Source organism: Halomonas salsilacus (assembly GCF_051216275.1).
GTDB lineage: Bacteria > Pseudomonadota > Gammaproteobacteria > Pseudomonadales > Halomonadaceae > Halomonas.
In genome coordinates this window covers 18,547-38,652 of record NZ_JBPKAQ010000011.1, presented here as the reverse complement: position 1 = coordinate 38,652, position 20,106 = coordinate 18,547, and the positions used below count along the sequence as shown (strand labels likewise).

18 protein-coding genes are annotated in these 20,106 nt (G+C 67.9%); 8 read left to right on the top strand and 10 right to left on the bottom strand.

Annotated features, from left to right (window positions below):
- Positions 1-2 precede the first annotated feature (2 nt).
- Together ACR80S_RS14815 and ACR80S_RS14810 are read right to left on the bottom strand one after the other, a co-directional pair.
- Positions 3-377, bottom strand: a complete 375-nt coding sequence (locus tag ACR80S_RS14815) for a translation initiation factor Sui1 (protein WP_435403684.1) — start codon at positions 375-377, stop codon at positions 3-5.
- A gap of 124 nt (positions 378-501) precedes the next feature.
- Complete coding sequence (locus ACR80S_RS14810; protein WP_435403683.1) at positions 502-1,182, bottom strand: HAD family hydrolase; 681 nt, start codon at positions 1,180-1,182, stop codon at positions 502-504.
- A gap of 193 nt (positions 1,183-1,375) precedes the next feature.
- Between ACR80S_RS14810 and ACR80S_RS14805 the strand changes: the two genes are divergently transcribed.
- Positions 1,376-2,008: a histidine phosphatase family protein gene (locus tag ACR80S_RS14805; RefSeq protein WP_435403682.1), complete on the top strand. Its 633-nt coding sequence runs from the start codon at positions 1,376-1,378 to the stop codon at positions 2,006-2,008.
- Positions 2,009-2,085: 77 nt separating this feature from the next.
- On the opposite strand, the gene fba is transcribed toward ACR80S_RS14805, so the two are convergent.
- The 5 genes from fba to ACR80S_RS14780 form a co-directional block, all read right to left on the bottom strand.
- Complete coding sequence (fba, locus tag ACR80S_RS14800) at positions 2,086-3,150, bottom strand: class II fructose-bisphosphate aldolase (RefSeq protein WP_435401855.1); 1,065 nt, start codon at positions 3,148-3,150, stop codon at positions 2,086-2,088.
- Positions 3,151-3,238: 88 nt separating this feature from the next.
- The gene (locus tag ACR80S_RS14795; protein WP_435403681.1) at positions 3,239-4,408 is read right to left on the bottom strand and encodes a phosphoglycerate kinase; all 1,170 of its coding nucleotides are present in this window, start codon (positions 4,406-4,408) and stop codon (positions 3,239-3,241) included.
- Positions 4,405-5,520 (bottom strand): type I glyceraldehyde-3-phosphate dehydrogenase, encoded by a 1,116-nt coding sequence (locus tag ACR80S_RS14790; protein ID WP_435403680.1) that lies wholly within the window; start codon positions 5,518-5,520, stop codon positions 4,405-4,407. The genes ACR80S_RS14795 and ACR80S_RS14790 overlap by 4 nt, the downstream gene beginning before the upstream one ends.
- A 67-nt stretch (positions 5,521-5,587) precedes the next feature.
- Positions 5,588-6,304 carry an LrgB family protein gene (locus ACR80S_RS14785; protein ID WP_435401858.1) on the bottom strand — a complete coding sequence of 239 codons (717 nt, stop codon included), beginning with the start codon at positions 6,302-6,304 and terminating at the stop codon, positions 5,588-5,590.
- On the bottom strand, positions 6,297-6,656 hold the full coding sequence (locus ACR80S_RS14780) for a CidA/LrgA family protein (RefSeq protein ID WP_435401859.1): 360 nt from the start codon (positions 6,654-6,656) through the stop codon (positions 6,297-6,299). Before ACR80S_RS14780 ends, ACR80S_RS14785 begins: the two co-directional genes overlap by 8 nt.
- Before the next feature lie 153 nt (positions 6,657-6,809).
- Here ACR80S_RS14780 and ACR80S_RS14775 point away from each other — a divergent pair, with 153 nt between their 5' ends.
- From ACR80S_RS14775 to ACR80S_RS14765, 3 genes are all read left to right on the top strand, one after another.
- Positions 6,810-7,259 (top strand): Hsp20/alpha crystallin family protein, encoded by a 450-nt coding sequence (locus ACR80S_RS14775; RefSeq protein WP_435403679.1) that lies wholly within the window; start codon positions 6,810-6,812, stop codon positions 7,257-7,259.
- 89 nt (positions 7,260-7,348) lie between these two features.
- Positions 7,349-7,741 (top strand): Hsp20/alpha crystallin family protein, encoded by a 393-nt coding sequence (locus tag ACR80S_RS14770; RefSeq protein WP_435401861.1) that lies wholly within the window; start codon positions 7,349-7,351, stop codon positions 7,739-7,741.
- 127 nt (positions 7,742-7,868) lie between these two features.
- On the top strand, positions 7,869-8,921 hold the full coding sequence (locus tag ACR80S_RS14765) for a class I fructose-bisphosphate aldolase (RefSeq protein ID WP_435403678.1): 1,053 nt from the start codon (positions 7,869-7,871) through the stop codon (positions 8,919-8,921).
- Positions 8,922-9,047: 126 nt separating this feature from the next.
- Here ACR80S_RS14765 and tkt read toward each other — a convergent pair whose 3' ends face one another.
- Positions 9,048-11,042 (bottom strand): transketolase, encoded by a 1,995-nt coding sequence (gene tkt, locus ACR80S_RS14760; RefSeq protein ID WP_435403677.1) that lies wholly within the window; start codon positions 11,040-11,042, stop codon positions 9,048-9,050.
- Between the two features lie 228 nt (positions 11,043-11,270).
- On the opposite strand from tkt, the gene metK reads away from it, so the two are divergent.
- The 3 genes from metK to ahcY all read left to right on the top strand — a co-directional run bounded on the left by metK (position 11,271) and on the right by ahcY (position 15,781).
- The gene (metK, locus tag ACR80S_RS14755) at positions 11,271-12,491 is read left to right on the top strand and encodes a methionine adenosyltransferase (RefSeq protein WP_435403676.1); all 1,221 of its coding nucleotides are present in this window, start codon (positions 11,271-11,273) and stop codon (positions 12,489-12,491) included.
- Positions 12,492-12,610: 119 nt separating this feature from the next.
- The gene (gene ligB, locus ACR80S_RS14750; protein WP_435403675.1) at positions 12,611-14,293 is read left to right on the top strand and encodes an NAD-dependent DNA ligase LigB; all 1,683 of its coding nucleotides are present in this window, start codon (positions 12,611-12,613) and stop codon (positions 14,291-14,293) included.
- Positions 14,294-14,371: 78 nt separating this feature from the next.
- Positions 14,372-15,781, top strand: a complete 1,410-nt coding sequence (ahcY, locus tag ACR80S_RS14745; protein ID WP_435402123.1) for an adenosylhomocysteinase — start codon at positions 14,372-14,374, stop codon at positions 15,779-15,781.
- Here the strand turns inward: ahcY and ACR80S_RS14740 are convergent, their stop codons facing one another.
- Positions 15,782-16,714, bottom strand: coding sequence for an AEC family transporter (locus tag ACR80S_RS14740; protein ID WP_435403718.1), 933 nt, complete (start codon positions 16,712-16,714; stop codon positions 15,782-15,784). It lies immediately after the preceding gene.
- A 120-nt stretch (positions 16,715-16,834) separates the two neighbouring features.
- On the opposite strand from ACR80S_RS14740, the gene metF reads away from it, so the two are divergent.
- Positions 16,835-17,677: a methylenetetrahydrofolate reductase [NAD(P)H] gene (metF, locus tag ACR80S_RS14735; RefSeq protein WP_435402121.1), complete on the top strand. Its 843-nt coding sequence runs from the start codon at positions 16,835-16,837 to the stop codon at positions 17,675-17,677.
- 132 nt (positions 17,678-17,809) lie between these two features.
- Here the strand turns inward: metF and ACR80S_RS14730 are convergent, their stop codons facing one another.
- A complete protein-coding gene (locus ACR80S_RS14730; RefSeq protein WP_435403674.1) occupies positions 17,810-20,014 on the bottom strand; it encodes a TRAP transporter permease in 2,205 nt (734 codons plus the stop codon).
- Between the last annotated feature and the right edge of the window lie 92 nt (positions 20,015-20,106).

The following is a 20,106-nucleotide window of genomic DNA, read 5'->3' as shown; positions in this document are numbered from 1 at the left end:
ACTCAGCCACCGGCCAGCTTGACGGTGTGGCCGAGATTTTCCAGCTCGGCCTTGAGCCGCTCGCGGTGATCTCCCTGGATCTCGATCACGCCCTCCTTCACGGCACCGCCGGTGCCGCAGACCTTCTTGAGCCGCTTGGCCAGGGCCTTGAGCTCGGCCTCCGGCAGCGGCACCCCGGACACAGTGGTGACCCCCTTGCCCTTGCGCCCGCTGGTCTCCCGGCGAAGGCGTACGATGCCGTCAAGCTCGGCCAGTCGCGAGTGTTCGGCCTCCTCTGCGCAGCGGCAATCGGCCACCGGCTCGCGGCAGGCGGGGCAGAGTTCGCCGTGTTCGGTGGAGTAGACGAGACCGCGCAGCTGGTCCTGGAGTGACGGCATGGCAAGGCTCCCTGGCGGAGTGGGGGGCGGGTGATCAAGGATGGCGAGGGAATGATAGCGCCCGAGAACATCGCCTGCATGTTGGCCGGGTTGCGAAAGCAGGGCCGCGAGACGGGCGCGTGCTTCAGTGGCTGGCGGCACGCGACTCCATGGTGAGCCGGGCCACCACGGTGGGCAGCTGGAACATGCTGGTGATCATGATGGCGCCCTCCGGCGTCTCCTCCACGTCCGGGAAGCGGTTGAGGTGTACCACCGTCATGCCGGCGTTCAGGGCGGCATGCACGCCCACCACCGAGTCCTCGATGGCCAGGCACTGCTCAGGGGCATAGCCCATCTCGCTGGCGGCGTGACAATAGAGACAGGGGTCGGGCTTCCAGCAGTTGGCCTCATAGGCGCTGAACAGGTGGTCGCCGAACAGGCCGGCCAGGCCGGTGGCCTTCAGGGATGTGCGAATCTTGTTGACCGGACCGTTGGAGACGACGCCCATGGGGTAGTCGTGGAGTGCGGCCAAGGCTTCGGTGGCGCCGGTGATGGGAGAGAGCTCGGTGACCAGGCGGCGATTGAGGTTGGCGCGCATGGCCGCCTCCAGGGGCTCCAGCACCTCAGGGTCGACGCTGCCGTGGCGGCTCTCCAGCGTCGCAACGATGCGGCGGAAGCGAGCCCCGCGGAATTCGCCGATGTAGTCGCTGGCCTGGAACGGCAGGCCCACGGCGTTGAGGGCGCTGGCCATCTCATCAGCGAGCAGCGGCTCGCTGTCGACCAAGGTGCCATCACAATCAAAGAGCAGACAGAGGGGGCGGATCATCACCTGGCCTCGCGGAGAGTACAGAACATTTACACCCCTATATTAAAGACCAGTTTCATGACTTTGTGAACAGTGTTTCCGATTTGTTGACGCCCCTTTCGCCACGGGGTTGTCTAGCATGTAGCGAGAGTCGGTAGGACCCAAGGCCGAGTCGCCTCCTGTCGGCAGGAACCCGTCATGGCTGGGAGAGGGTATGCAACAGGACACCATAGGATCGCGGGCCGCCCCGGCCCCCGAGGTACTGGCAAGGAGTCTGCGTGCGGCGGGGCGCCGTTGCTGGTGGGTCTGCCTGGTGCTGATGTTCCTCGTTGACCAGGCGATAGCCGGGACGGGCGATCAGGCCGCGGCTTGGCGGGCCCTGGCGCAGGGGGGGCATGTGGCGTTGATGCGCCATGCCCTGGCCCCCGGGGTCGGTGACCCGCTAGGCTTTCGTCTCGAGGAGTGCGATACACAGCGCAACCTCTCAAGTGAGGGGCGTGAGCAGGCGCGCGGGGTCGGCGAGCGCTTCCGCGAGCAGGGCATCGTGGTAGGGGCGGTGTATGCCAGCCGCTGGTGTCGCGCCCTCGAGACTGCTCAGTTGCTTGGCCTGGGCGAGGTCGTTCCGACCCCGGCGCTGGATTCCTTCTTCCGCGACCGCGGCGAGGCTGTTATCCGAACCAGCGCCGTCCGCGCACTGATTCATGACTGGGATGGCGAGGGTGCCCTGGTACTGGTTACCCATCAGGTCAATATCACTGCCTTGGTAGGCGGTGGCATAGGGTCCGGCGAGATCGTCGTTGTCAGGCCGCAAGAGGAAGGGTTGACACTGGTTGGCCGGATCCGCTGAGCAGGCTTCGTACTGGCCACGAAACCATCAGGGCCGCCCCGCTGGGCCGCCCCTGATGCTATCTGACCGCCGCGAGTCTACTTCACCTTGGGGGCGAGCTCGCCGCCCTCGTAGCGGGCGACCATGGCCTCCAGGCTGATCGGCCTGATCTTCGAGGCATTGCCGGCGGTGCCGAAGGCCTCGTAGCGGGCGATGCAGACGTCGCGCATGGCGGAGATGGTCTCCTTGAGGAACTTGCGCGGGTCGAACTCGCTGGGGTTCTCGGCCAGGAAGCGGCGCACCGCCCCGGTGGAGGCCAGGCGCAGGTCGGTGTCGATGTTGATCTTGCGCACGCCGTGCCTGATGCCCTCGACGATCTCCTCGACCGGCACGCCGTAGGTCTCGGGGATCTCGCCGCCGAAGCGGTTGATCACCTCGAGCCACTCCTGGGGCACCGAGGAGGAACCGTGCATTACCAGATGGGTATCGGGGATGCGGGCGTGGATCTCCTTGATGCGCTGGATGGAGAGGGTGTCGCCGGTGGGCGGCTTGGTGAACTTGTAGGCGCCGTGGCTGGTGCCGATGGCGATGGCCAGGGCGTCCACCTGGGTGGCCTTGACGAACTCGGCGGCCTCCTCCGGGTCGGTGAGCAACTGCTCCATATCAAGCTTGCCCTCGGCGCCGATGCCGTCTTCCTCGCCGGCCATGCCGGTCTCCAGGCTGCCCAGGCAGCCCAGCTCACCTTCCACCGAGACGCCGCAGGAATGCGCCATCTCCACGGTGCGCCGGGTGACGTCGACGTTGTAGGCGTAGTCCATGGGGGTCTTGCCGTCCTCGCCGAGCGAACCGTCCATCATCACCGATGAGAAGCCCAGCTGGATGGAGCGCTGGCATACCGCGGGACTGGTGCCGTGGTCCTGGTGCATGCACACCGGGATGTGCGGGAACTCCTCCACGGCGGCCAGGATCAGGTGGCGCAGGAAGGGGGCGCCGGCGTACTTGCGGGCGCCGGCGGAGGCCTGGATGATCACCGGGGAGTCGGTGCGGTCGGCGGCCTCCATGATGGCGCGCATCTGTTCGAGGTTGTTGACGTTGAAGGCCGGAACGCCGTAGCCATACTCGGCCGCGTGGTCCAGCATCTGGCGCATGCTGATCAGTGCCATGGTGTTACCTTTTGCGGGGTCGCGGCGCCAGAGGGCGCCGCGAGTCGGTCATAGGAATCGGTTGTGTAGAGGCGGTTGCTGGAGTCTATCAGGCCCGCTCGGCCGCCGCCTCGAGGGCAGCCACCGCCGGCAGGGTCTTGCCCTCCACGTACTCGAGGAAGGCGCCGCCGCCGGTGGAGATATAGGAGACCCGATCCGCGATGCCGTACTTGTCGATGGCCGCCAGGGTGTCGCCGCCGCCGGCGATGGAGAAGGCGGGGCTCTCGGCGATGGCGCGGGCGATCACCTCGGTTCCCTTGCCGAACTGGTCGATCTCGAACACGCCCACCGGGCCGTTCCACAGGATGGTGCCGGCGTCCTTGAGCATGGCGGCCAGGCGCGCGGCGGTCTCGGGGCCGATGTCGAGGATCATTTCGTCGTCGGTTACCTGATCCACCGGCTTGACGATGGCCTCGGCGGAGTCGGAGAACTCGGTGGCCACCACCACGTCGGTGGGCAGCGGAATCTCGACCTTCGCCATCAGCGCCCGGGCCTGGTCGAGCAGGTCGGCCTCATGCAGCGACTTGCCGACGTTGTGGCCCGCCGCGGCGATGAAGGTGTTGGCGATGCCGCCGCCCACGATCAGCTGGTCGCACGTCTCGGAGAGGGCGTTGAGCACGTCGAGCTTGGTGGAGACCTTGGAGCCGCCGACGATGGCCGTCATGGGACGTACCGGGGTGGCCAGCGCCTTCTCCAGGGCGTCGAGCTCGGCGGCCAGCAGCGGGCCGGCGCAGGCCAGCGGGGCGAAGCGGGCCACCCCGTGGGTGGAGGCCTGGGCGCGGTGGGCGGTGCCGAAGGCGTCCATCACGAAGATGTCGCACAGCGCAGCATACTGCTCGGAAAGGGTCTCGTCGTCCTTCTTCTCGCCCGTGTTGAAGCGCACGTTCTCGAGCAGCACCACCTCGCCATCGGCCAGGTCCAGGGCGGCGTCCAGGTAGTCGGCGATCAGGGTGACCGGCCGGCCCAGCAGTTCGCCCAGGTGCTCGGCCACCGGGGCCAGGGAGAACTCCTCGGCGGGCTCGCCCTCGGTGGGGCGGCCCAGGTGGCTCATCAGCATCACTCTGGCGCCGGCGTCGCGAGCGGCCTGGATGGTGGGCAGCGCGGCGCGCAGGCGGGCGTCGCTGGTCACCTTGCCGTGCTTGACGGGTACATTCAGGTCCTCGCGGATCAGCACGCGCTGGCCGCTGAGGTCGAGGTCGGTCATCTTGCGCACGTTCATCGGGGCGTGGTCCTCATCTGGAAACCGGAAAGGGGGTCAGGAGTCTCGAGGGGCATCGCGGCCAGGCGCCGGCTGACGTCGAGCATGCGGCTGGCGAAGCCCCACTCGTTGTCGAACCAGCACAGCAATTTTACCAGGCGGCTGCCCGCCACCCGGGTCTGGGTGGCGTCCACGATACCGGAGCGCGGATCGTGGTTGAAGTCGACCGAGGCCACCGGTTCCGCGGTGTAGCCGAGCAGCCCCGCCAGGCGCCCGCGGCTGGCCTCGGCGAGCAGGGCGTTGACTTCGGCGGCGGTGGTGTCGCGGCGCACCGTGATGGCGATGTCCATGGCCGAGACGTTGATGGTCGGCACCCGCACGTGGAGGCACTCGAAACGCCCGGCCAGGTGAGGCATCAGGCGGTTGATGCCCAGCGCCAGGCCGGTGTCCACCGGCACAATGGAGTGCATCGCCGAGCGGGTCAGGCGCAGGTCGGTCTGGTGGTAGGCGTCGATCACCGGCTGGTCGTTCATCGCCGAGTGGATGGTGGTGGTGACGCCGTGCTCGATGCCCAGGGCGTCGTCGAGCACGGTGAGCACCGGCACCAGGCAGTTGGTGGTACAGGAGGCCGCCGAGACGATGCGGTGGTCGGGGGCGAGCTCATGGTCGTTGATGCCGGTGACGATGGTGGCGTCCACGTCGGTCTCCGCCGGCTGGGAGAAGAGCAGGCGGCCGGCGCCGGCGGCGAGGTGGCGTTGGGCGGTGGCGCGATCCTTGAAGCTGCCGGAGCACTCCAGTACCAGGTCGACGCCGAGTTCGCGCCAGGGTAGGCGGTCCGGGTCGGGTTCGGAGAGCACCCGGATCTCGCGCCCGTCGATGCGCAGCCCCTCACCGTTGCGCTCCACCTTGGCCGGGAACCGGCCATGGGTGGTGTCATACCGGGTCAGGTAGTCGATGGTGGCGAGGTCGGAGAGCTCGTTGATCGCGACGATCTCGAGGGCTGGCTCCAGAACCGGACCGGCGCCATCGGCATGCTCGTCCCTCTGCTGCTCGGCTCTTTGTTGCTCAACCAGGGCGCGCAGCACGCACTGGCCGATGCGGCCGTAACCGTTGATGGCGATGCGGTGGGCCATGGCGGTGGCGGGGGCTCCAGGTCGCGAGATGATAGGAAGAAAATGAAAGGCGGGATTCTAGCGTACTTCAGCCGACGAGTCCCGGCAGCCGCCAGGCCAGCGGCAGCAGCAGGGCGGTGAGGATGCCGGTCAGGCTCATGCCCAGGGAGGCGAAGGCGCCGGCGGTGGGGCCGATCTCGAAGGCGCGTACCGTGCCCAGGGCGTGGCCGTTGATGCCCAGCGCCAGCCCGAGGATGCGCTCGTCGCGAATCGTCAGCCAGCGGGCGATCAGATCGACGAAGCCGATCGCCGCCACCCCGGTGAGCAGCAAACCGCCCATCATCAGCGCCACGGAGCCGCCGAGCTGTTCGGTGATGCCGATGGCGATGGGGGCGGTGACCGACTTGGGCGCCAGCGAGGCGAGGATCTCCGGCGGTGCTCCCAGCAACCAGGCGATGCCCACCGCATAGAGGGCCGCCATCAGCGCGGAGATCGGCAGACAGACCAGCAGCGGGCGCCACAGGGCGCGGATGTGGCCCATCTGCTGGTAGAGGGGCAGTCCCAGCGCGACGGTGGCGGGCCCCAGCAGCAGCATAAGCCAGCCGGCGCCATTCCGGTAGTCGGCGTAGTCGATGCCCAGCAGCGCCAGCACCCCGGCCAGCAGCAGAGCGGCAACCAGGATCGGCGGACACCAGCCGGGGGCCCCCACCAGGCGGAACAGCCGGTCGCCGGCGAAGTAGGCGGCCAGGGTCAGGGCGATGGCCAGCAGCGGAGTGGCCAGCAGGTGGTCGAGCAGCTCACTCATGGTCGAGGCGCTCCCTGGCCATCAGGCGGCGCATCAGCCACAGGGTGGTGAGGACGCTGAGCAGGGTGCCGCCCACCAGGGCGGCGAGGATCGCCAGCCACTGACCTACGAGGGTGTCGAGGATGAAAAAGACGCCCACTACGCCGGGCATGATCAGCATGGCCAGTACGCCGATCAGCGGCCGGGCGGCGGCGGCGATATCGGCCGACACCGTGCCGCGCAGCATCAGCCAGGCGCTGAGCAGGAGCATGCCGGCCACCCCGGCCGAGACCGGCAGGCCGGTGAGGGTAACCAGTGCATCACCGAGCAGCAGGAAACCCAGCAGCCAGAGAAAACCGCGCAGTACGCTCATGACGATCCTTCGTGTGGAGAATGAAAAAGTCTGTTCCGGGGCATTGAAACTGGCCTGGGCGCTCCTATTGTGCAGATTACCGGGGCCCTGTCAGCCTCGCGGCGCGCGGCCCCGGCCCGTCATCTGGCTTGTAACGAGTAGGAGGTATTCGACATGTTCGGAGATCTCAGTGGCTTTGATCCGAACCGTACCCAGGGTCTGGAGTGGTTTCGCCAACTGCTTGACGAGATGTTCCCGGATGGGGCGGCGGCCAATATCCGCTCGGTGCCCGCCGGCAGCTTTCCGCTGATCAACGTCGGGCGTACCGATGATGCGGTTCGGGTCTACGTGTTCGCCCCGGGGCTTGAGGCCTCGGACCTGGAGGTGAGCCTGCAGGACAGCGTGCTGACCATTGCCGGTCAGCGCCAGGCACCGGCCGAGGCCGAGGGGCGCACGCGTTTCCGTCAGGAACGCTTCCATGGCGACTTCCGCCGTGCCGTGGCCCTGCCCGAGGGGCTCGACATCGAGCGTGCCCAGGCGAGCTTCCGCGACGGGGTGTGCGAGATCGTGCTGCCCAAGCGCGAGGAGCTCAAGCCGCGGCGCATCGAGATACAGGCGACGTGAGGCCGTCTCGAGAGCCGATTCATGAGAGCTGCAACGATTCATGAGAGCTGCAACGATTCATGAGAGCTGCAATAGAGGAGGTGAGAGACATGACCGAGATCACCCGTCACGACGCCGGCGCCTCCCGGCCCACCGAGCAGGAACTCAGCCAGGAGACGCTGATGCCGGCGGTGGATATCCACGAGGAAAACGACGCCATTCATATCGTGGCCGATATGCCCGGCGTGACCCGCGATTCGCTGGTCATCGAGGTGGACAACGGCGTGATGAGGCTGGAGGGGGAGGTGCGGATCACCATGCCCGAGGGGCTGAGTCCGCTCTATGCCGAAGTGCGTGCCCAGCGCTATGCGCGGCGCTTCACCCTCAGTCACGAGATCGACAGCGAGGCGATCAGCGCACGCATCGACAATGGCGTGGTGCACCTGACGCTGCCGCGGCGCGACACGCATCGCCGGCGGCGTATCGAGGTGCAGGCGGCTTGAGCGGCCGTCTCGTCACGGCGCCCTCCCGCGCGGAGGGCGCCTACGGTTGAACATTCCTCTGCCCAGTCGGTAGTGTGATCCACTACGCTGGGATAAGCGTATCGCAAGCGCCAAGGAGAGGAATGACATGACCGATATCGCCAACATGCTCGGCACCGAGGCCGAGGCCCTGCTTACCCACCAGTGCCGCGGCATCCCCCGCGACACCCTGCATCTGCCGGGGCAGGACTTCATCGACCGGGTGGTGGCCGACAGCGACCGCAGCCCCAGGGTGATGCGCAACCTCCAGGCGCTGTTCGACCACGGCCGGCTGGGCGGTACCGGCTACCTGAGCCTGCTGCCGGTGGACCAGGGTATCGAGCACTCCGCCGGAGCCTCCTTCGCCCCCAACCCCGCCTACTTCGATCCGGCCAATATCGTCGAGCTGGCCATTGAGGGTGGCTGCAACGGCGTGGCCTCGACGCTGGGCGTGCTGGCCTCGGTGGCGCGCCGCTATGCCCACCGCATCCCGATGATGCTCAAGCTCAACCACAACGAGACCCTGAGCCATCCGGCGATCTACGACCAGACCCTGTTCGCCCAGGTGGAGCAGGCCTTCGACATGGGCTGCGTGGCGGTGGGCGCCACCATTTACTTCGGCTCCCACGAGAGCCGCCGCCAGATCATGGAGGTCAGCGAGGCCTTCGCCCGCGCCCATGAGCTGGGCATGGTCACGGTGCTGTGGGCCTACCTGCGCAACCCGGCCTTCAAGCACGAGGGCACCGACTACCACGTGGCAGCGGATCTCACCGGCCAGGCCAACCACCTGGCGGCCACCCTCAAGGCCGATATCGTCAAGCAGAAGCTGCCCGAGACCAACGGCGGCTACCGGGCCGTGGGTTTCGGCCATACCCACGACAGGGTCTACGATGCCCTGACCACGGACCACCCCATCGACCTGGCGCGCTACCAGGTGGCCAACTGCTACATGGGGCGCGCCGGGCTGATCAACTCCGGCGGCGGCTCGAAGGGGGCCTCCGACCTGGCCGAGGCGGTGCGTACCGCGGTGATCAACAAGCGCGCCGGTGGCATGGGACTGATCTCCGGGCGCAAGGCCTTCCAGAAGCCCAGGGACGAAGGCGTGGCGCTGCTGCACGCCATTCAGGACGTCTATCTCGATTCCGAGATCACCATCGCCTGAGGCGGCCCGCACCGGTGCCTTCCCGCCGGCGTCAGGCCTTCGGGCATGGGCCTCCGGGCTTGAAAAAAGCATGAAAAAGGGCACGGCCGGTCGGCCGTGCCCTTCTCGTCGCGGTGCCCTCGGTGATCAGCCTTCCAGCAGCGCCTTGGCTTCCTTCACCACGTTCTCCACGGTGAAGCCGAAGTGCTTGAAGAGGTCGCCGGCCGGGGCGGACTCGCCGTAGGTGCTCATGCCGATGATGCGCCCCTCGAGGCCCACGTACTTGTACCAGTAGTCACGGTGGCCCGCCTCGATGGCGATCCGCCTGGTGACGCTGGGTGGCAGCACGCTCTCGCGGTACTCCACTTCCTGGCCGTTGAAGCGGTAGGTGGAGGGCATGGAGACCACGCGCACGGCGCGACCCTGGCCCTCGAGTTCGGCGGCGGCGTCCATGGCCAGGCCGACCTCGGAGCCGGTGGCGATCAGGATCAGCTCCGGGGTGCCCTCGCAGTCCTTCAGGACGTACCCGCCGCGCTGGATGCTGGCTAGTTGCTGCTTGGTGCGTGCCTGGTGGGGCAGGTTCTGGCGGGACAGCACCAGCGCGGTGGGGCCGGAATTGCGCCTGAGGGCGGCATCCCAGGCCGCGGCGGTCTCCACGGCGTCGCAGGGGCGCCAGGTGGAGAGGTTCGGCGTGGAGCGCAGGCTGGTCAGCTGCTCGATCGGCTGGTGGGTGGGGCCGTCCTCGCCCAGGCCGATGGAGTCATGGGTGAAGACATAGATGACCCGCTTGCCCATCAGCGCCGCCATGCGCACGGCGTTGCGCATGTACTCCATGAAGATCAGGAAGGTGGCGCCGTAGGGGATGAAGCCGCCGTGAAGCACGATGCCGTTCATGATCGCACCCATGCCGAACTCGCGTACCCCGTAGTGCAGGTAGTTGCCGTCTGGCGTCTCCGGAGTGATGGCCTTGGCACCGTTCCAGAAGGTCAGGTTGGAGGGTGCCAGGTCGGCGCTGCCGCCGAGGAGCTCGGGCAGCTGCGGGCCCAACTCGTTGAGGCAGTTCAGCGAGGCCTTGCGGCTGGCGATGCTCTCGCCCTTTGCCTGGGCCTGCTCGATCAGCGCCTCGCTCTTGAGCTCGGCGGGCAGCTTGCATTGCATGCGGCGCAAGAACTCGCGGGCCAGCTCCGGGTGTTCGGCGCGGTAGCGCTCGAAGCGCGCCTGCCACTCGCCCTGGGCGGCGTGGCCCGGCTCGCGGGCGTCCCAGCCCTGGTAGATCGGCTCGGGGATGTGGAAAGGCGCGTGGGGCCAGTCGAGCTGCTGGCGGGCCAGGGCGACTTCCTCCTCGCCCAGCGGGGCGCCGTGGCACTCCTCCTTGCCCTGCTTGTTGGGCGAGCCGAAGCCGATGATGGTCCTGCAGATGATCAGGCTCGGCCTGTCGTCCTGGCTCTTCGCCAGTTCGATGGCGGCCTTGATCTCCTCGGGTTGATGGCCGTCGACGTTCGGCACCACGTGCCAGCCGTACGCCTCGAAGCGCTTGGCGGTGTCGTCGGTGAACCAGCCCTCCACTTCGCCGTCGATGGAGATGCCGTTGTCGTCATAGAAGGCGATCAGCTTGCCAAGCTTCTGGGTGCCGGCCAGGGAGGAGACCTCGTGGGAGATGCCCTCCATCAGGCAGCCATCGCCCAGGAAGCACCAGGTGGTGTGGTCGACGATGGTGTGACCCGGGCGGTTGAACTGGGCCGCCAGGGTGCGCTCCGCCAGCGCCATGCCCACGGCGTTGGCCAGGCCCTGGCCCAGGGGCCCGGTGGTGGTCTCGACGCCCGGAGCGTAGCCGAACTCGGGGTGGCCGGCGGTCTTGGCGTGGAGCTGGCGGAAGTTCTGCAGCTCCTCGAGACTCAGCTCATAGCCGGTGAGGTGGAGCAGCGAGTAGAGCAGCATGGAGCCGTGGCCGTTGGAGAGCACGAAGCGGTCGCGGTCGGCCCAGCTGGGGTCTTCCGGGTTGTGCTTGAGGTAGTCGTTCCACAGCACCTCGGCGATGTCGGCCATGCCCATGGGCGCGCCGGGATGGCCGGACTTGGCCTTCTGGACGGCATCCATGGAGAGAGCGCGAATGGCATTGGCCAGTTCGAATCGGGACGGCATTGGGTAGCTCCTCGCCTGCGGCAGAATAAGGGTCATGGCCACCGCCGGGGGGCAGCGGGGCATGCAGTCTGGCTGGGTAAGTCACCGCGGGACGTGTGCGGCGCGATGGAATTCGGTCCCATATTGTCGCCGACTTGACGCCCGGCATCAAATCGTGGATGCCCCATCATGCCCCAGCGTGTAGACTCTTGCCCCCTAAAGACTGCTTCACACAAGGTCGAGGACGCCATGAGCGACTACTCCCTGTTTACCTCCGAATCCGTCTCCGAGGGTCATCCCGACAAGATCGCGGACCAGATCTCCGATGCCGTGCTCGATGCCATCATCGCCCGCGACAAGCAGGCCCGGGTGGCCTGCGAGACGCTGGTCAAAACCGGCGTGGCCATCGTCGCCGGCGAGATCAGCACTTCGGCCTGGGTCGACCTCGAGGCGATCGTGCGCGAGGTGATCACCGGCATCGGCTACACCTCCTCCGACGTCGGCTTTGACGGCGAGACCTGCGGCGTGCTCAACCTGATCGGCAAGCAGAGCGTGGACATCGCCCAGGGCGTCGACCGCAGCCAGCCCGAGGACCAGGGCGCCGGCGATCAGGGGCTGATGTTCGGCTACGCCACCAACGAGACCGAGAGCTACATGCCGGCGCCGATCCACTATGCTCACCGGCTGGTGGAGCGCCAGGCGGAACTGCGCAAGCAGGGCCTGCTGCCCTGGTTGCGCCCGGATGCCAAGAGCCAGGTCACCTTCCGCTATGACGCACAGGGCAAGCCCTGCGCGGTGGACGCCGTCGTGCTCTCCACCCAGCACGACCCGGACATCGACCAGGACGAGCTGCGCAAGATGGTCAAGCGCGAGATCATCGAGCAGGTGATCCCCGCCGAGTGGCTTTCCGAGCATACCCAATACCACATCAACCCCACCGGCAAGTTCGTGATCGGCGGGCCGGTGGGCGACTGTGGCCTGACCGGGCGCAAGATCATCGTCGACACCTACGGCGGCATGGCGCGTCATGGCGGCGGAGCCTTCTCCGGCAAGGACCCCTCCAAGGTCGACCGCAGCGCCGCCTATGCCGGGCGCTACGTGGCCAAGAATCTCGTCGCCGCGGGCTTGGCCGAGAAGTGCGAGATCCAGGTCTCCTACGCCATCGGTGTGGCCGAGCCGACCTCGGTTTCGATCAATACCTTCGGCACCGGCAAGCTCGATGACACACGCATCATCGAGCTGGTGCGCGAGCACTTCGACCTGCGCCCCCATGCCATCACCCGCATGCTCGATCTGCTGCATCCCATGTACCGGCTCACCGCGGCCTACGGCCATTTCGGTCGCGAGCCCTTCGAGACCTCCTACACCTGGACCGACGCCCAGGGCGGGGAGCACACCGAGACCTTTACCGCCTTCCCCTGGGAGAAGACCGACCGCGCCAGCGCCCTGCGGCAGGCCGCCGGTCTGTAGCCTCATTGTCGTAGGTTCCCTTGTAAGCTCTAGCTGACGCCACCTGACGGGCCCCGCTGGCAATGCCAAGCGGGGCCCGCTGCTATGGTCAGGGAAGATCCCGCTGCGAGGTCCCCGGCATGCGTTTCCCATGGCTATGCGGGCTGGTGCTGCTGGTCGGCGCCCTGCCGTTGCCCGCCCTGGCCGACTGTCCCGGCGGGTCGAGCGAGCGCGCCTCGGCCGAGCTGAGCGTTCTGGAGCGACACCTTGCCGCCTGGGACGAGGCCTATTATCGCCGCGGCGAGTCCTTGGTCAGCGATGACGTCTACGACCAGGCCCGGGCGCGCCTGGCGCTGTGGCGGCGCTGCCAGGGGCTTTCGCCGGCCGAGCCCTCGGCCGCCTATCCCCCCGGCGATCTCGCCCACCCCGTGCCCCAGACCGGGCTTGCCAAGCTGGCCGACCGGCCGGCAGTGGCGCGCTGGCTGTCGCGCCGCCATGACGTCTGGGTGCAGCCCAAGGTCGACGGTGTGGCGGTGACCCTGGTGTACGAGCGCGGCGACCTGGTGCGGGCCATTAGCCGCGGCGATGGTGTCAGCGGGCAGGACTGGACCCGCCGGGTCCGGCGACTCCCGGCCGTGCCGCAGCGTCTGTCCGAGCCGCGCGATGCGGTGCTGCAGGGCGAGCTCTATTGGCGCCTGAGCGATCATCGCCAGGCCGAGGTCGGCGACGCCGGTGCCCGCGCCCGAGTGAGCGGCCTGATGGCGCGTGAGGCCCTCGACGACACCGAGGCCGAGGGGATAGGACTCTTCGTCTGGGATTGGCCCGACGGTCCCGGGAGAATGGCCGAGCGACTTGCGGGGTTGGCGCGGCTGGGCTTTGTCGATACCCGGGAGAGGAGCCTGCCGGTTGCCGAGATGGCCGAGGTGGAGCGCTATCGCGAGGCGCTGTTTCATGAGCCCCAGCCCTTTGCCACCGACGGCGTGGTGCTGCGCCAGGCCTCGCGCCCGCCAGGCGAGGCCTGGCGGGCCGAGCCGCCGGCCTGGGCGGTGGCATGGAAACATCCCGCCCGAGAGGCGTTGGCCGAGGTGCGCGGCGTGACCTTCGGGGTGGGACGTACTGGGCAGATCACCCCGGTGCTGCAGCTCTATCCGGTCATCCTGGAGGGGCGCACCATTCGGCGCGTGTCTCTGGGCTCCCTGGCCCGGTGGCGGGAGCACGACATCCGTCCCGGCGATCACGTGGTGATCGCCCTGGCGGGGCTGACGATTCCGCAGCTGCAGGGGGTGGCCTGGCAGGCCGAGCAGCGGGAGCCGCTCGTGGCCCCTGACCCCGCCGGCTACCATGCCCTGAGCTGCCTGCGCCTGGCGCCCGGCTGCGAGGGACAGTTCCTGGAGCGCCTGGCCTGGCTCTCGGGCCCCGAGGCCCTGGGTCTCTCCGGCATGGGGCCCGGTACCTGGCGGGCGCTCATCCGGGCCGGCGCGGTGTCGGACCTGCTCGACTGGATGCGCCTGGAGGCCTCGGAGTTGCAGGCGGCCCATGGCATCGGCCCGGTGCGCGCGGCAGAGCTGCTGGCCGCCTTCACGGCAGCGCGGGCCCGGCCCTTCCCGCGCTGGCTGCAGGCCCTGGGCTCACCGCCCGGGGTGGAGACGGCGCTGCCAGCGAACTGGGCGGAGCTGGCGGCACGCTCGGTGGATGAGTGGGCGCGGGAGCCCGGGGTCGGACCGGAGCGGGCGCGGGGGCTGAGCGCCTTTTTCACCGATCGCGAGGTGAATCGGCTGGCGGCACGGCTGGCCGATGCCGGCGTCGAGGGGTTCATGCCTTGAGGGAGGCGCCGGTTTGGCGACCGGTGGGGGTTGGGGCCTATAGTGAAGGCCATGCTTTTTTCTGCGAAGAGGTGATCCATGATCCAGCCTGCCGTGACCACGCCCGCCGATCAGGACTTCAGGGTGGCCGACCTTGCCCTGGCCGAGTGGGGGCGCCGCGAGATCCGCATCGCCGAGACCGAGATGCCGGCGCTGATGACGATCCGCGCCAAGTACCGTGATGAGCAGCCCCTGGCGGGCGCGCGCATCGCCGGCTGCATCCACATGACCATCCAGACTGCGGTGCTGATCGAGACGCTCATCGACCTGGGGGCTTCGGTGCGCTGGTCGTCGTGCAACATCTTTTCCACCCAGGACCACGCCGCCGCGGCCATGGCCGCCGCCGGCATTCCGGTGTTCGCCTGGAAGGGCGAGACGGAGGCGGAGTTCTGGTGGTGCATCGAGCAGACCGTGGCGGGTCCCGATGGCTGGACCCCCAACCTGGTGCTCGACGACGGCGGCGACCTGACCGCCCTGCTGCACGACAAGTACCCGGAGCGACTCGATGCCCTCCATGGCATCAGCGAGGAGACCACTACCGGCGTTCACCGGCTGGAGGAGATGCTGCGCGATGGCAGCCTCGGGGTGCCGGCCATCAACGTCAACGACGCCGTCACCAAGTCGAAGAACGACAACAAGTATGGCTGCCGCCATTCGCTTAGTGACGCCATCAAGCGCGGCACCGACCACCTGCTGGCCGGCAAGCAGGCGCTGGTGGTGGGCTACGGGGACGTGGGCAAGGGCTCGGCGGCCTCGCTGCGTCAGGAGGGGATGATCGTCAAGGTCGCCGAGGTCGACCCCATCTGCGCGATGCAGGCCTGCATGGACGGCTTCGAGGTGGTCTCGCCCTATGTGGATGGCATCAACCGCGGCATGGCCAGCATCGATCGGGCGCTGCTCGGCCGGATCGACCTGGTGGTGACCTGTACCGGTAATATCGACGCCTGCGACGCCCCGATGCTCAAGGCGCTCAAGCCGGGTGCGGTGGTGTGCAACATCGGCCACTTCGACAGCGAGATCGACACCGCCTACATGCGCCGCCAGTGGCACTGGGAGGAGGTCAAGCCCCAGGTGCACAAGGTCTATCGCGACAGCAAGCCGGGGGACTTCGATCCGGCCAGCCGGGACTACCTGATCCTGCTCTCCGAGGGGCGACTGGTGAACCTGGGCAACGCCACCGGTCATCCCTCGAGGGTGATGGACGGCTCCTTCGCCAACCAGGTGCTGGCGCAGATCCACCTCTATCAGAGGCGCTTCGCTGACCTGCCAGAGGACGAGAAGCGCGAGGCGCTGGGGGTCACGGTGCTGCCGCGCCATCTGGACGAGGAGGTGGCCCGCTACATGGTCGAGGGCTTCGGCGGGGTGATCACTCGCCTGACCGAGGCCCAGGAAACCTACACCGGCGTGCCGGCCCACGGCCCCTACAAGCCCGACAGCTATCGTTACTGATCACAGCCCGGCCAGGCGCATCATCAGCGTCAGGTAGAGCGGGATCAGCAGCGGCGCCGCCAGGGTGGTCAGCAGCACCGCCAGCGCCCCCTTGGCCGGGGCGATGCCGAGCTCCATGGCCACCACCACCACGTTGGCGGCCATGGGCACCACCCCCAGCAGCAGGATCGCCAGCGCCAGCTCCGTTGACAGCGGGGCGAGCGCCTGCAGGCCCAGCACCGCGGCCAGTGCCAGCAGTGGCCAGATCACGCAGCGCACCGCCACGCAGGCGCCGATGAAGCAGCCATCCATTTCCCTGAGCGATACCCGCCCCAGCGTCATGCCGATGATCATCATGCCCAGCAGGGTGTAGGTGGCCGGGAACACCGTCAGCCCCTCCATGGCCGCCGCCGGCACCGTGAGGTCCAGGCCGCTGACCAGCAGGGCCGCCAGGAAGGCGTAGACCAGCGGCAGGCGCACGATCTTGGCCAGGCTCTCGGCCACCGAGAACTGGCCCCTCGCGGAGAGATAGAAGCCCACGGTGAACTCGTAGAGGGTGATGCCCAGCACGCAGAACAGGTAGAGGGTCACCCCCTCAGGCGGCAGCAGCACCATGGCCACCGGCAGACCGAAGTAGCCGGTGTTGCCCGTGCCGGCCGAGAACGCCAGCAGGGCGCGCTCCTGGGGGGCGAAGGCGCGTCGGGTGAGGCGGTGCACGGCCACCGCCAGCAGGCTGGCGACCAGGAAGGCGGCCAGGGTCAGCAGCAGATAGCCGGGCGTCGGACCGCCCAGGGTCAGGCCGCGGAAGAAGGTCAGCGGGGCGACCAGATAGATCAGCAGGGTGGCGATGGGGCGCGGATCGATCGAGAGGCGTCGGGCGGCCAGCCAGCCCAGGGCGACATAGGCCAGCAGTGTCCATAGGGGGCCCATCAGCGTGGCGGGATCGAGTTCGATCATGGGTCTCCCGGTTGAACGTGAATCAGATTGATGGTGGTCGGAGGATCTTTCATTGGAGACCCCGTCGATGAGGGGTCACAATGGTGCCATTATGCAACGATTTCATGAGGTCATCCGATGAGCACTCAGGAACATCCGCTGGGCATCAGCTTCGAGTTCTTCCCGCCCAACACCGACGCCGGGCGTGAGAAGCTGGTCGCGGTACGCGATGCCCTGGCGGCACGGGATCCGCGCTTCTTCTCGGTGACCTACGGCGCCGGTGGCTCCACCCAGGATCGCACCCTCAACACCGTGCGCCAGGTGCGCGAGGTGGGCATTACCACCGCGCCGCACCTCTCCTGTGTCGGCAGCGAAAAGCAGTCGCTGCGCGACCTGCTGGCCCGCTATCGTGAGGAGGGCATCGATAGCCTGGTGGCCCTGCGCGGCGACCTGCCCTCGGGCATGGGCGGCATCGGCGAGCTGCGCTACGCCAACGAACTGGTGGCGTTCATCCGCGAGGAGACCGGAGACCACTTCGAGATCGCCGTGGCCGCCTACCCGGAGTCCCACCCCCAGGCACCGAGCCTCGAGCGCGATGTGGAAAACTTCGCCCGCAAGATGAAGGCCGGCGCCAATCTGGCCATCACCCAGTACTTCTTCAATGCCGACGCCTACTTCCACTTCGTCGACCGGGCCCGCGCGCTGGGGGTCGAGGCGCCCATCGTGCCGGGCATCATGCCGATCACCAACTACACCAAGCTGGCGCGCTTCTCCGACGCTTGCGGTGCCGAGATCCCGCGCTGGGTCCGCAAGCAGCTCGAGGCCTATGGCGACGACAGCGAGGCCATCGCCGCCTTTGGCGAGGAGGTGATCTCGCGGCTCTGCCAGCGCCTGCTCGACGGCGGCGCCCCGGGGCTGCACTTCTACACGCTCAACCAGGCCGCGCCGAGCCTGAAGATTCTGGATAATATCGTCGGTTGATCGGGCAGCAAACCACGAGAAAGGGGCTCCGCCATGGCGGGGCCCCTTTCGTTGGTAGTGCCGTTGCTGATTCAGCGGTCGCCGGTGTGGACTCTCAGCCGGCGGGGTCCCGCGGCAGCGGGACCCTTCTGCTCAGCCGTTGCTGGTCACCGTCCGGGGCGTGCCGCCCCCGCCGTGCAGCTTGCGCTGCATCAGGAACAGGGCGGTGCCGATGGCCAGGCCAGCCACATCGGTGTAGATGCCGCCGTAGATCATGAACATGGCCCCGACCAGCATCACCAGGCGCTGCCAGACCTTGACCGGGCCGAAGAACCACGCCTGGACGGTGCCCGCCAGCAGCACGATGCCCAGGGTGGCGGTGACGCCGACCCGCAGGATCTGCATCCAGCTGCCTTCCATCAGCATGGCCGGGCTGTAGAAGAACATGAAGGGCACGATGAAGGCCGCCAGGCCGATCTTGAACGAGGCCACCGAGGTGCCCATGGCGTTGGCGCCGGAGATGCCCGCCGCGGCATAGGAGGCCAGGGCCACCGGTGGGGTGATCGCCGAGACCACCGCGAAGTAGAACACGAAGAAGTGTGCCACCAGCGGCTGGATGCCGATGTTGATCAGGCCGGGGGCGACGACCGAGGCGGCCACCGCATAGGCGGCGGTGGTCGGCATGCCCATGCCCAGCAGGATCGAGATGCACATGGCGAAGATCAGCGCCAGCAGCTGGCTGACGCCGGCGAGGCCCAGCAACAGCGAGGAGAAGCGGGCGCCGACGCCGGTCAGCGAGATGACGCCGACGATCAGGCCGGCGCAGGCGCACACGGCGATGATCTGGATCGCCATGGTGCCGGCCAGCTGCAGCGCCCTGAGGATCGAGGGGATGCCCATCTTGTGGGGTGAGAACCAGCTCACCACGGCGGCGGAGGCTGTGGCCAGGGTGCCGGCGCGGATCACCGAATAGCCCATGAACAGGGCGGCGATCAGGATGATGATCGGCGCAAACAGGTAGACCTGCTTGACGAGCTTCGAGAACAGCGGGATCTCGTCCTTGCGCATGCCGCGCATGCCCTTGCGGGCCGCCTCGAAGTCCACCATGCAGTAGACCGAGAGGAAGTAGAGGATGGCGGGAATCAGCGCCGCAATGGCGATGTCGGTGTAGGGGATGCCGGTGATCTCGGCCATGATGAAGGCCCCGGCGCCCATGATCGGCGGCATGATCTGCCCGCCGGTGGATGCCGCGGCTTCGATGGCTCCGGCGCTCTTGGCCGGGTAGCCCACCTTCTTCATCAGCGGGATGGTCAGCGAGCCGGTGGAGACCACGTTGCCGGCGCTGGTGCCGTTGATCATGCCCATCAGGCCGGAGGCGAAGATGGAGACCTTGGCGGGGCCGCCCCGCGCGCGACCGGCGGCGGCAAAGGCGAAGTTGACGAAGTAGTCGCCGACCTTCGAGGCCTGCAGGAAGGCAGCGAAGATGATGAACAGGATGATATAGGTCGAGGAGACCGCGGTCGTCGGGCCAAGGATGCCCGCATCCGTGTAGACCTGGCTGAAGAAGCGGTTGAACGACAGGCCCGGATAGCCCAGGAAGCCCGGCAGATAGGGGCCGAAGAAGACATAGAGCAGGAAGATCGCCGAGATCACCACCAGCGCCAGGCCGGCCACGCGCCGGGTCAGCTCGAGGATCAGCAGCGAACCGGCCAGCGCTGCATAGGAGATGCCGATGGGCGCGAAGGAGGTGCCGGTGGAGGCGCGCAGCGGGGTGCCGTAGATCAGGATCAGGTAGCCGGCCACGGCCAGGGCGCTGACCATCAGCACCAGGTCCGGGGGGGAGAGCTTCGCCCGCACCTGGCGGTATCCCCAGGAGAGCAGGATCGCGGCGCTGGTGGCGAAGATCAGCGGGTAGCCGAAGTGCCAGGCCTCGATGGCGGGGTCGATGCGCATGGCGCCGCCGCCAATCATCTGCTGCATCCGGAAAACCTGGAAGAGGGCGTAGCCGGCAGGAATCAGCAGGGCGTAGCTGATCCAGCCGAGCCAGGCCGGTGACTGTTTCACGCTGCCCTCGTCGGCGAATCGGGTGCCGGTGTAGAGGGCGAAACCGAGGATCAGTGCACCGGCGATGTGCACGATGCGAAACGACCAGGTTTCCATCGGATAGACGTTGAGGGAGATCAGGTGGAAGCTGGAGTAGGCGATGGCCAGGGCGGCGAACAGCAGCCACTGCCAGCCAACGTAGAGGCGCCGGTTGGACTCGACGATCTCCTCGTCGACGCCCGCGGCGATGGTCTCGGGTGCCTGGTCGATGGCCTCCTCGGACGCCCCGGGACGGGTATCGGGAGAGTTGCTCATGGGGGTTCACCCTCGGGTGTGGGTCGGGACGGCAAGCATGCTGCCCCGCGCCGGATCGCGGCGCGGGGCGGGGCGGGGTTCACGGTGTTGGC

Bases quoted from the DNA above. Each gene is read 5' to 3' on its own strand.
- ACR80S_RS14815 (WP_435403684.1), bottom strand. From the start codon at position 377: ATGCCGTCACTCCAGGACCAGCTGCGCGGTCTCGTCTACTCCACCGAA.
- ACR80S_RS14810 (WP_435403683.1), bottom strand. From the start codon at position 1,182: ATGATCCGCCCCCTCTGTCTGCTCTTTGATTGTGATGGCACCTTGGTC.
- ACR80S_RS14805 (WP_435403682.1), top strand. From the start codon at position 1,376: ATGCAACAGGACACCATAGGATCGCGGGCCGCCCCGGCCCCCGAGGTA.
- fba (WP_435401855.1), bottom strand. From the start codon at position 3,150: ATGGCACTGATCAGCATGCGCCAGATGCTGGACCACGCGGCCGAGTAT.
- ACR80S_RS14795 (WP_435403681.1), bottom strand. From the start codon at position 4,408: ATGAACGTGCGCAAGATGACCGACCTCGACCTCAGCGGCCAGCGCGTG.
- ACR80S_RS14790 (WP_435403680.1), bottom strand. From the start codon at position 5,520: ATGGCCCACCGCATCGCCATCAACGGTTACGGCCGCATCGGCCAGTGC.
- ACR80S_RS14785 (WP_435401858.1), bottom strand. From the start codon at position 6,304: ATGAGTGAGCTGCTCGACCACCTGCTGGCCACTCCGCTGCTGGCCATC.
- ACR80S_RS14780 (WP_435401859.1), bottom strand. From the start codon at position 6,656: ATGAGCGTACTGCGCGGTTTTCTCTGGCTGCTGGGTTTCCTGCTGCTC.
- ACR80S_RS14775 (WP_435403679.1), top strand. From the start codon at position 6,810: ATGTTCGGAGATCTCAGTGGCTTTGATCCGAACCGTACCCAGGGTCTG.
- ACR80S_RS14770 (WP_435401861.1), top strand. From the start codon at position 7,349: ATGACCGAGATCACCCGTCACGACGCCGGCGCCTCCCGGCCCACCGAG.
- ACR80S_RS14765 (WP_435403678.1), top strand. From the start codon at position 7,869: ATGACCGATATCGCCAACATGCTCGGCACCGAGGCCGAGGCCCTGCTT.
- tkt (WP_435403677.1), bottom strand. From the start codon at position 11,042: ATGCCGTCCCGATTCGAACTGGCCAATGCCATTCGCGCTCTCTCCATG.
- metK (WP_435403676.1), top strand. From the start codon at position 11,271: ATGAGCGACTACTCCCTGTTTACCTCCGAATCCGTCTCCGAGGGTCAT.
- ligB (WP_435403675.1), top strand. From the start codon at position 12,611: ATGCGTTTCCCATGGCTATGCGGGCTGGTGCTGCTGGTCGGCGCCCTG.
- ahcY (WP_435402123.1), top strand. From the start codon at position 14,372: ATGATCCAGCCTGCCGTGACCACGCCCGCCGATCAGGACTTCAGGGTG.
- metF (WP_435402121.1), top strand. From the start codon at position 16,835: ATGAGCACTCAGGAACATCCGCTGGGCATCAGCTTCGAGTTCTTCCCG.
- ACR80S_RS14730 (WP_435403674.1), bottom strand. From the start codon at position 20,014: ATGAGCAACTCTCCCGATACCCGTCCCGGGGCGTCCGAGGAGGCCATC.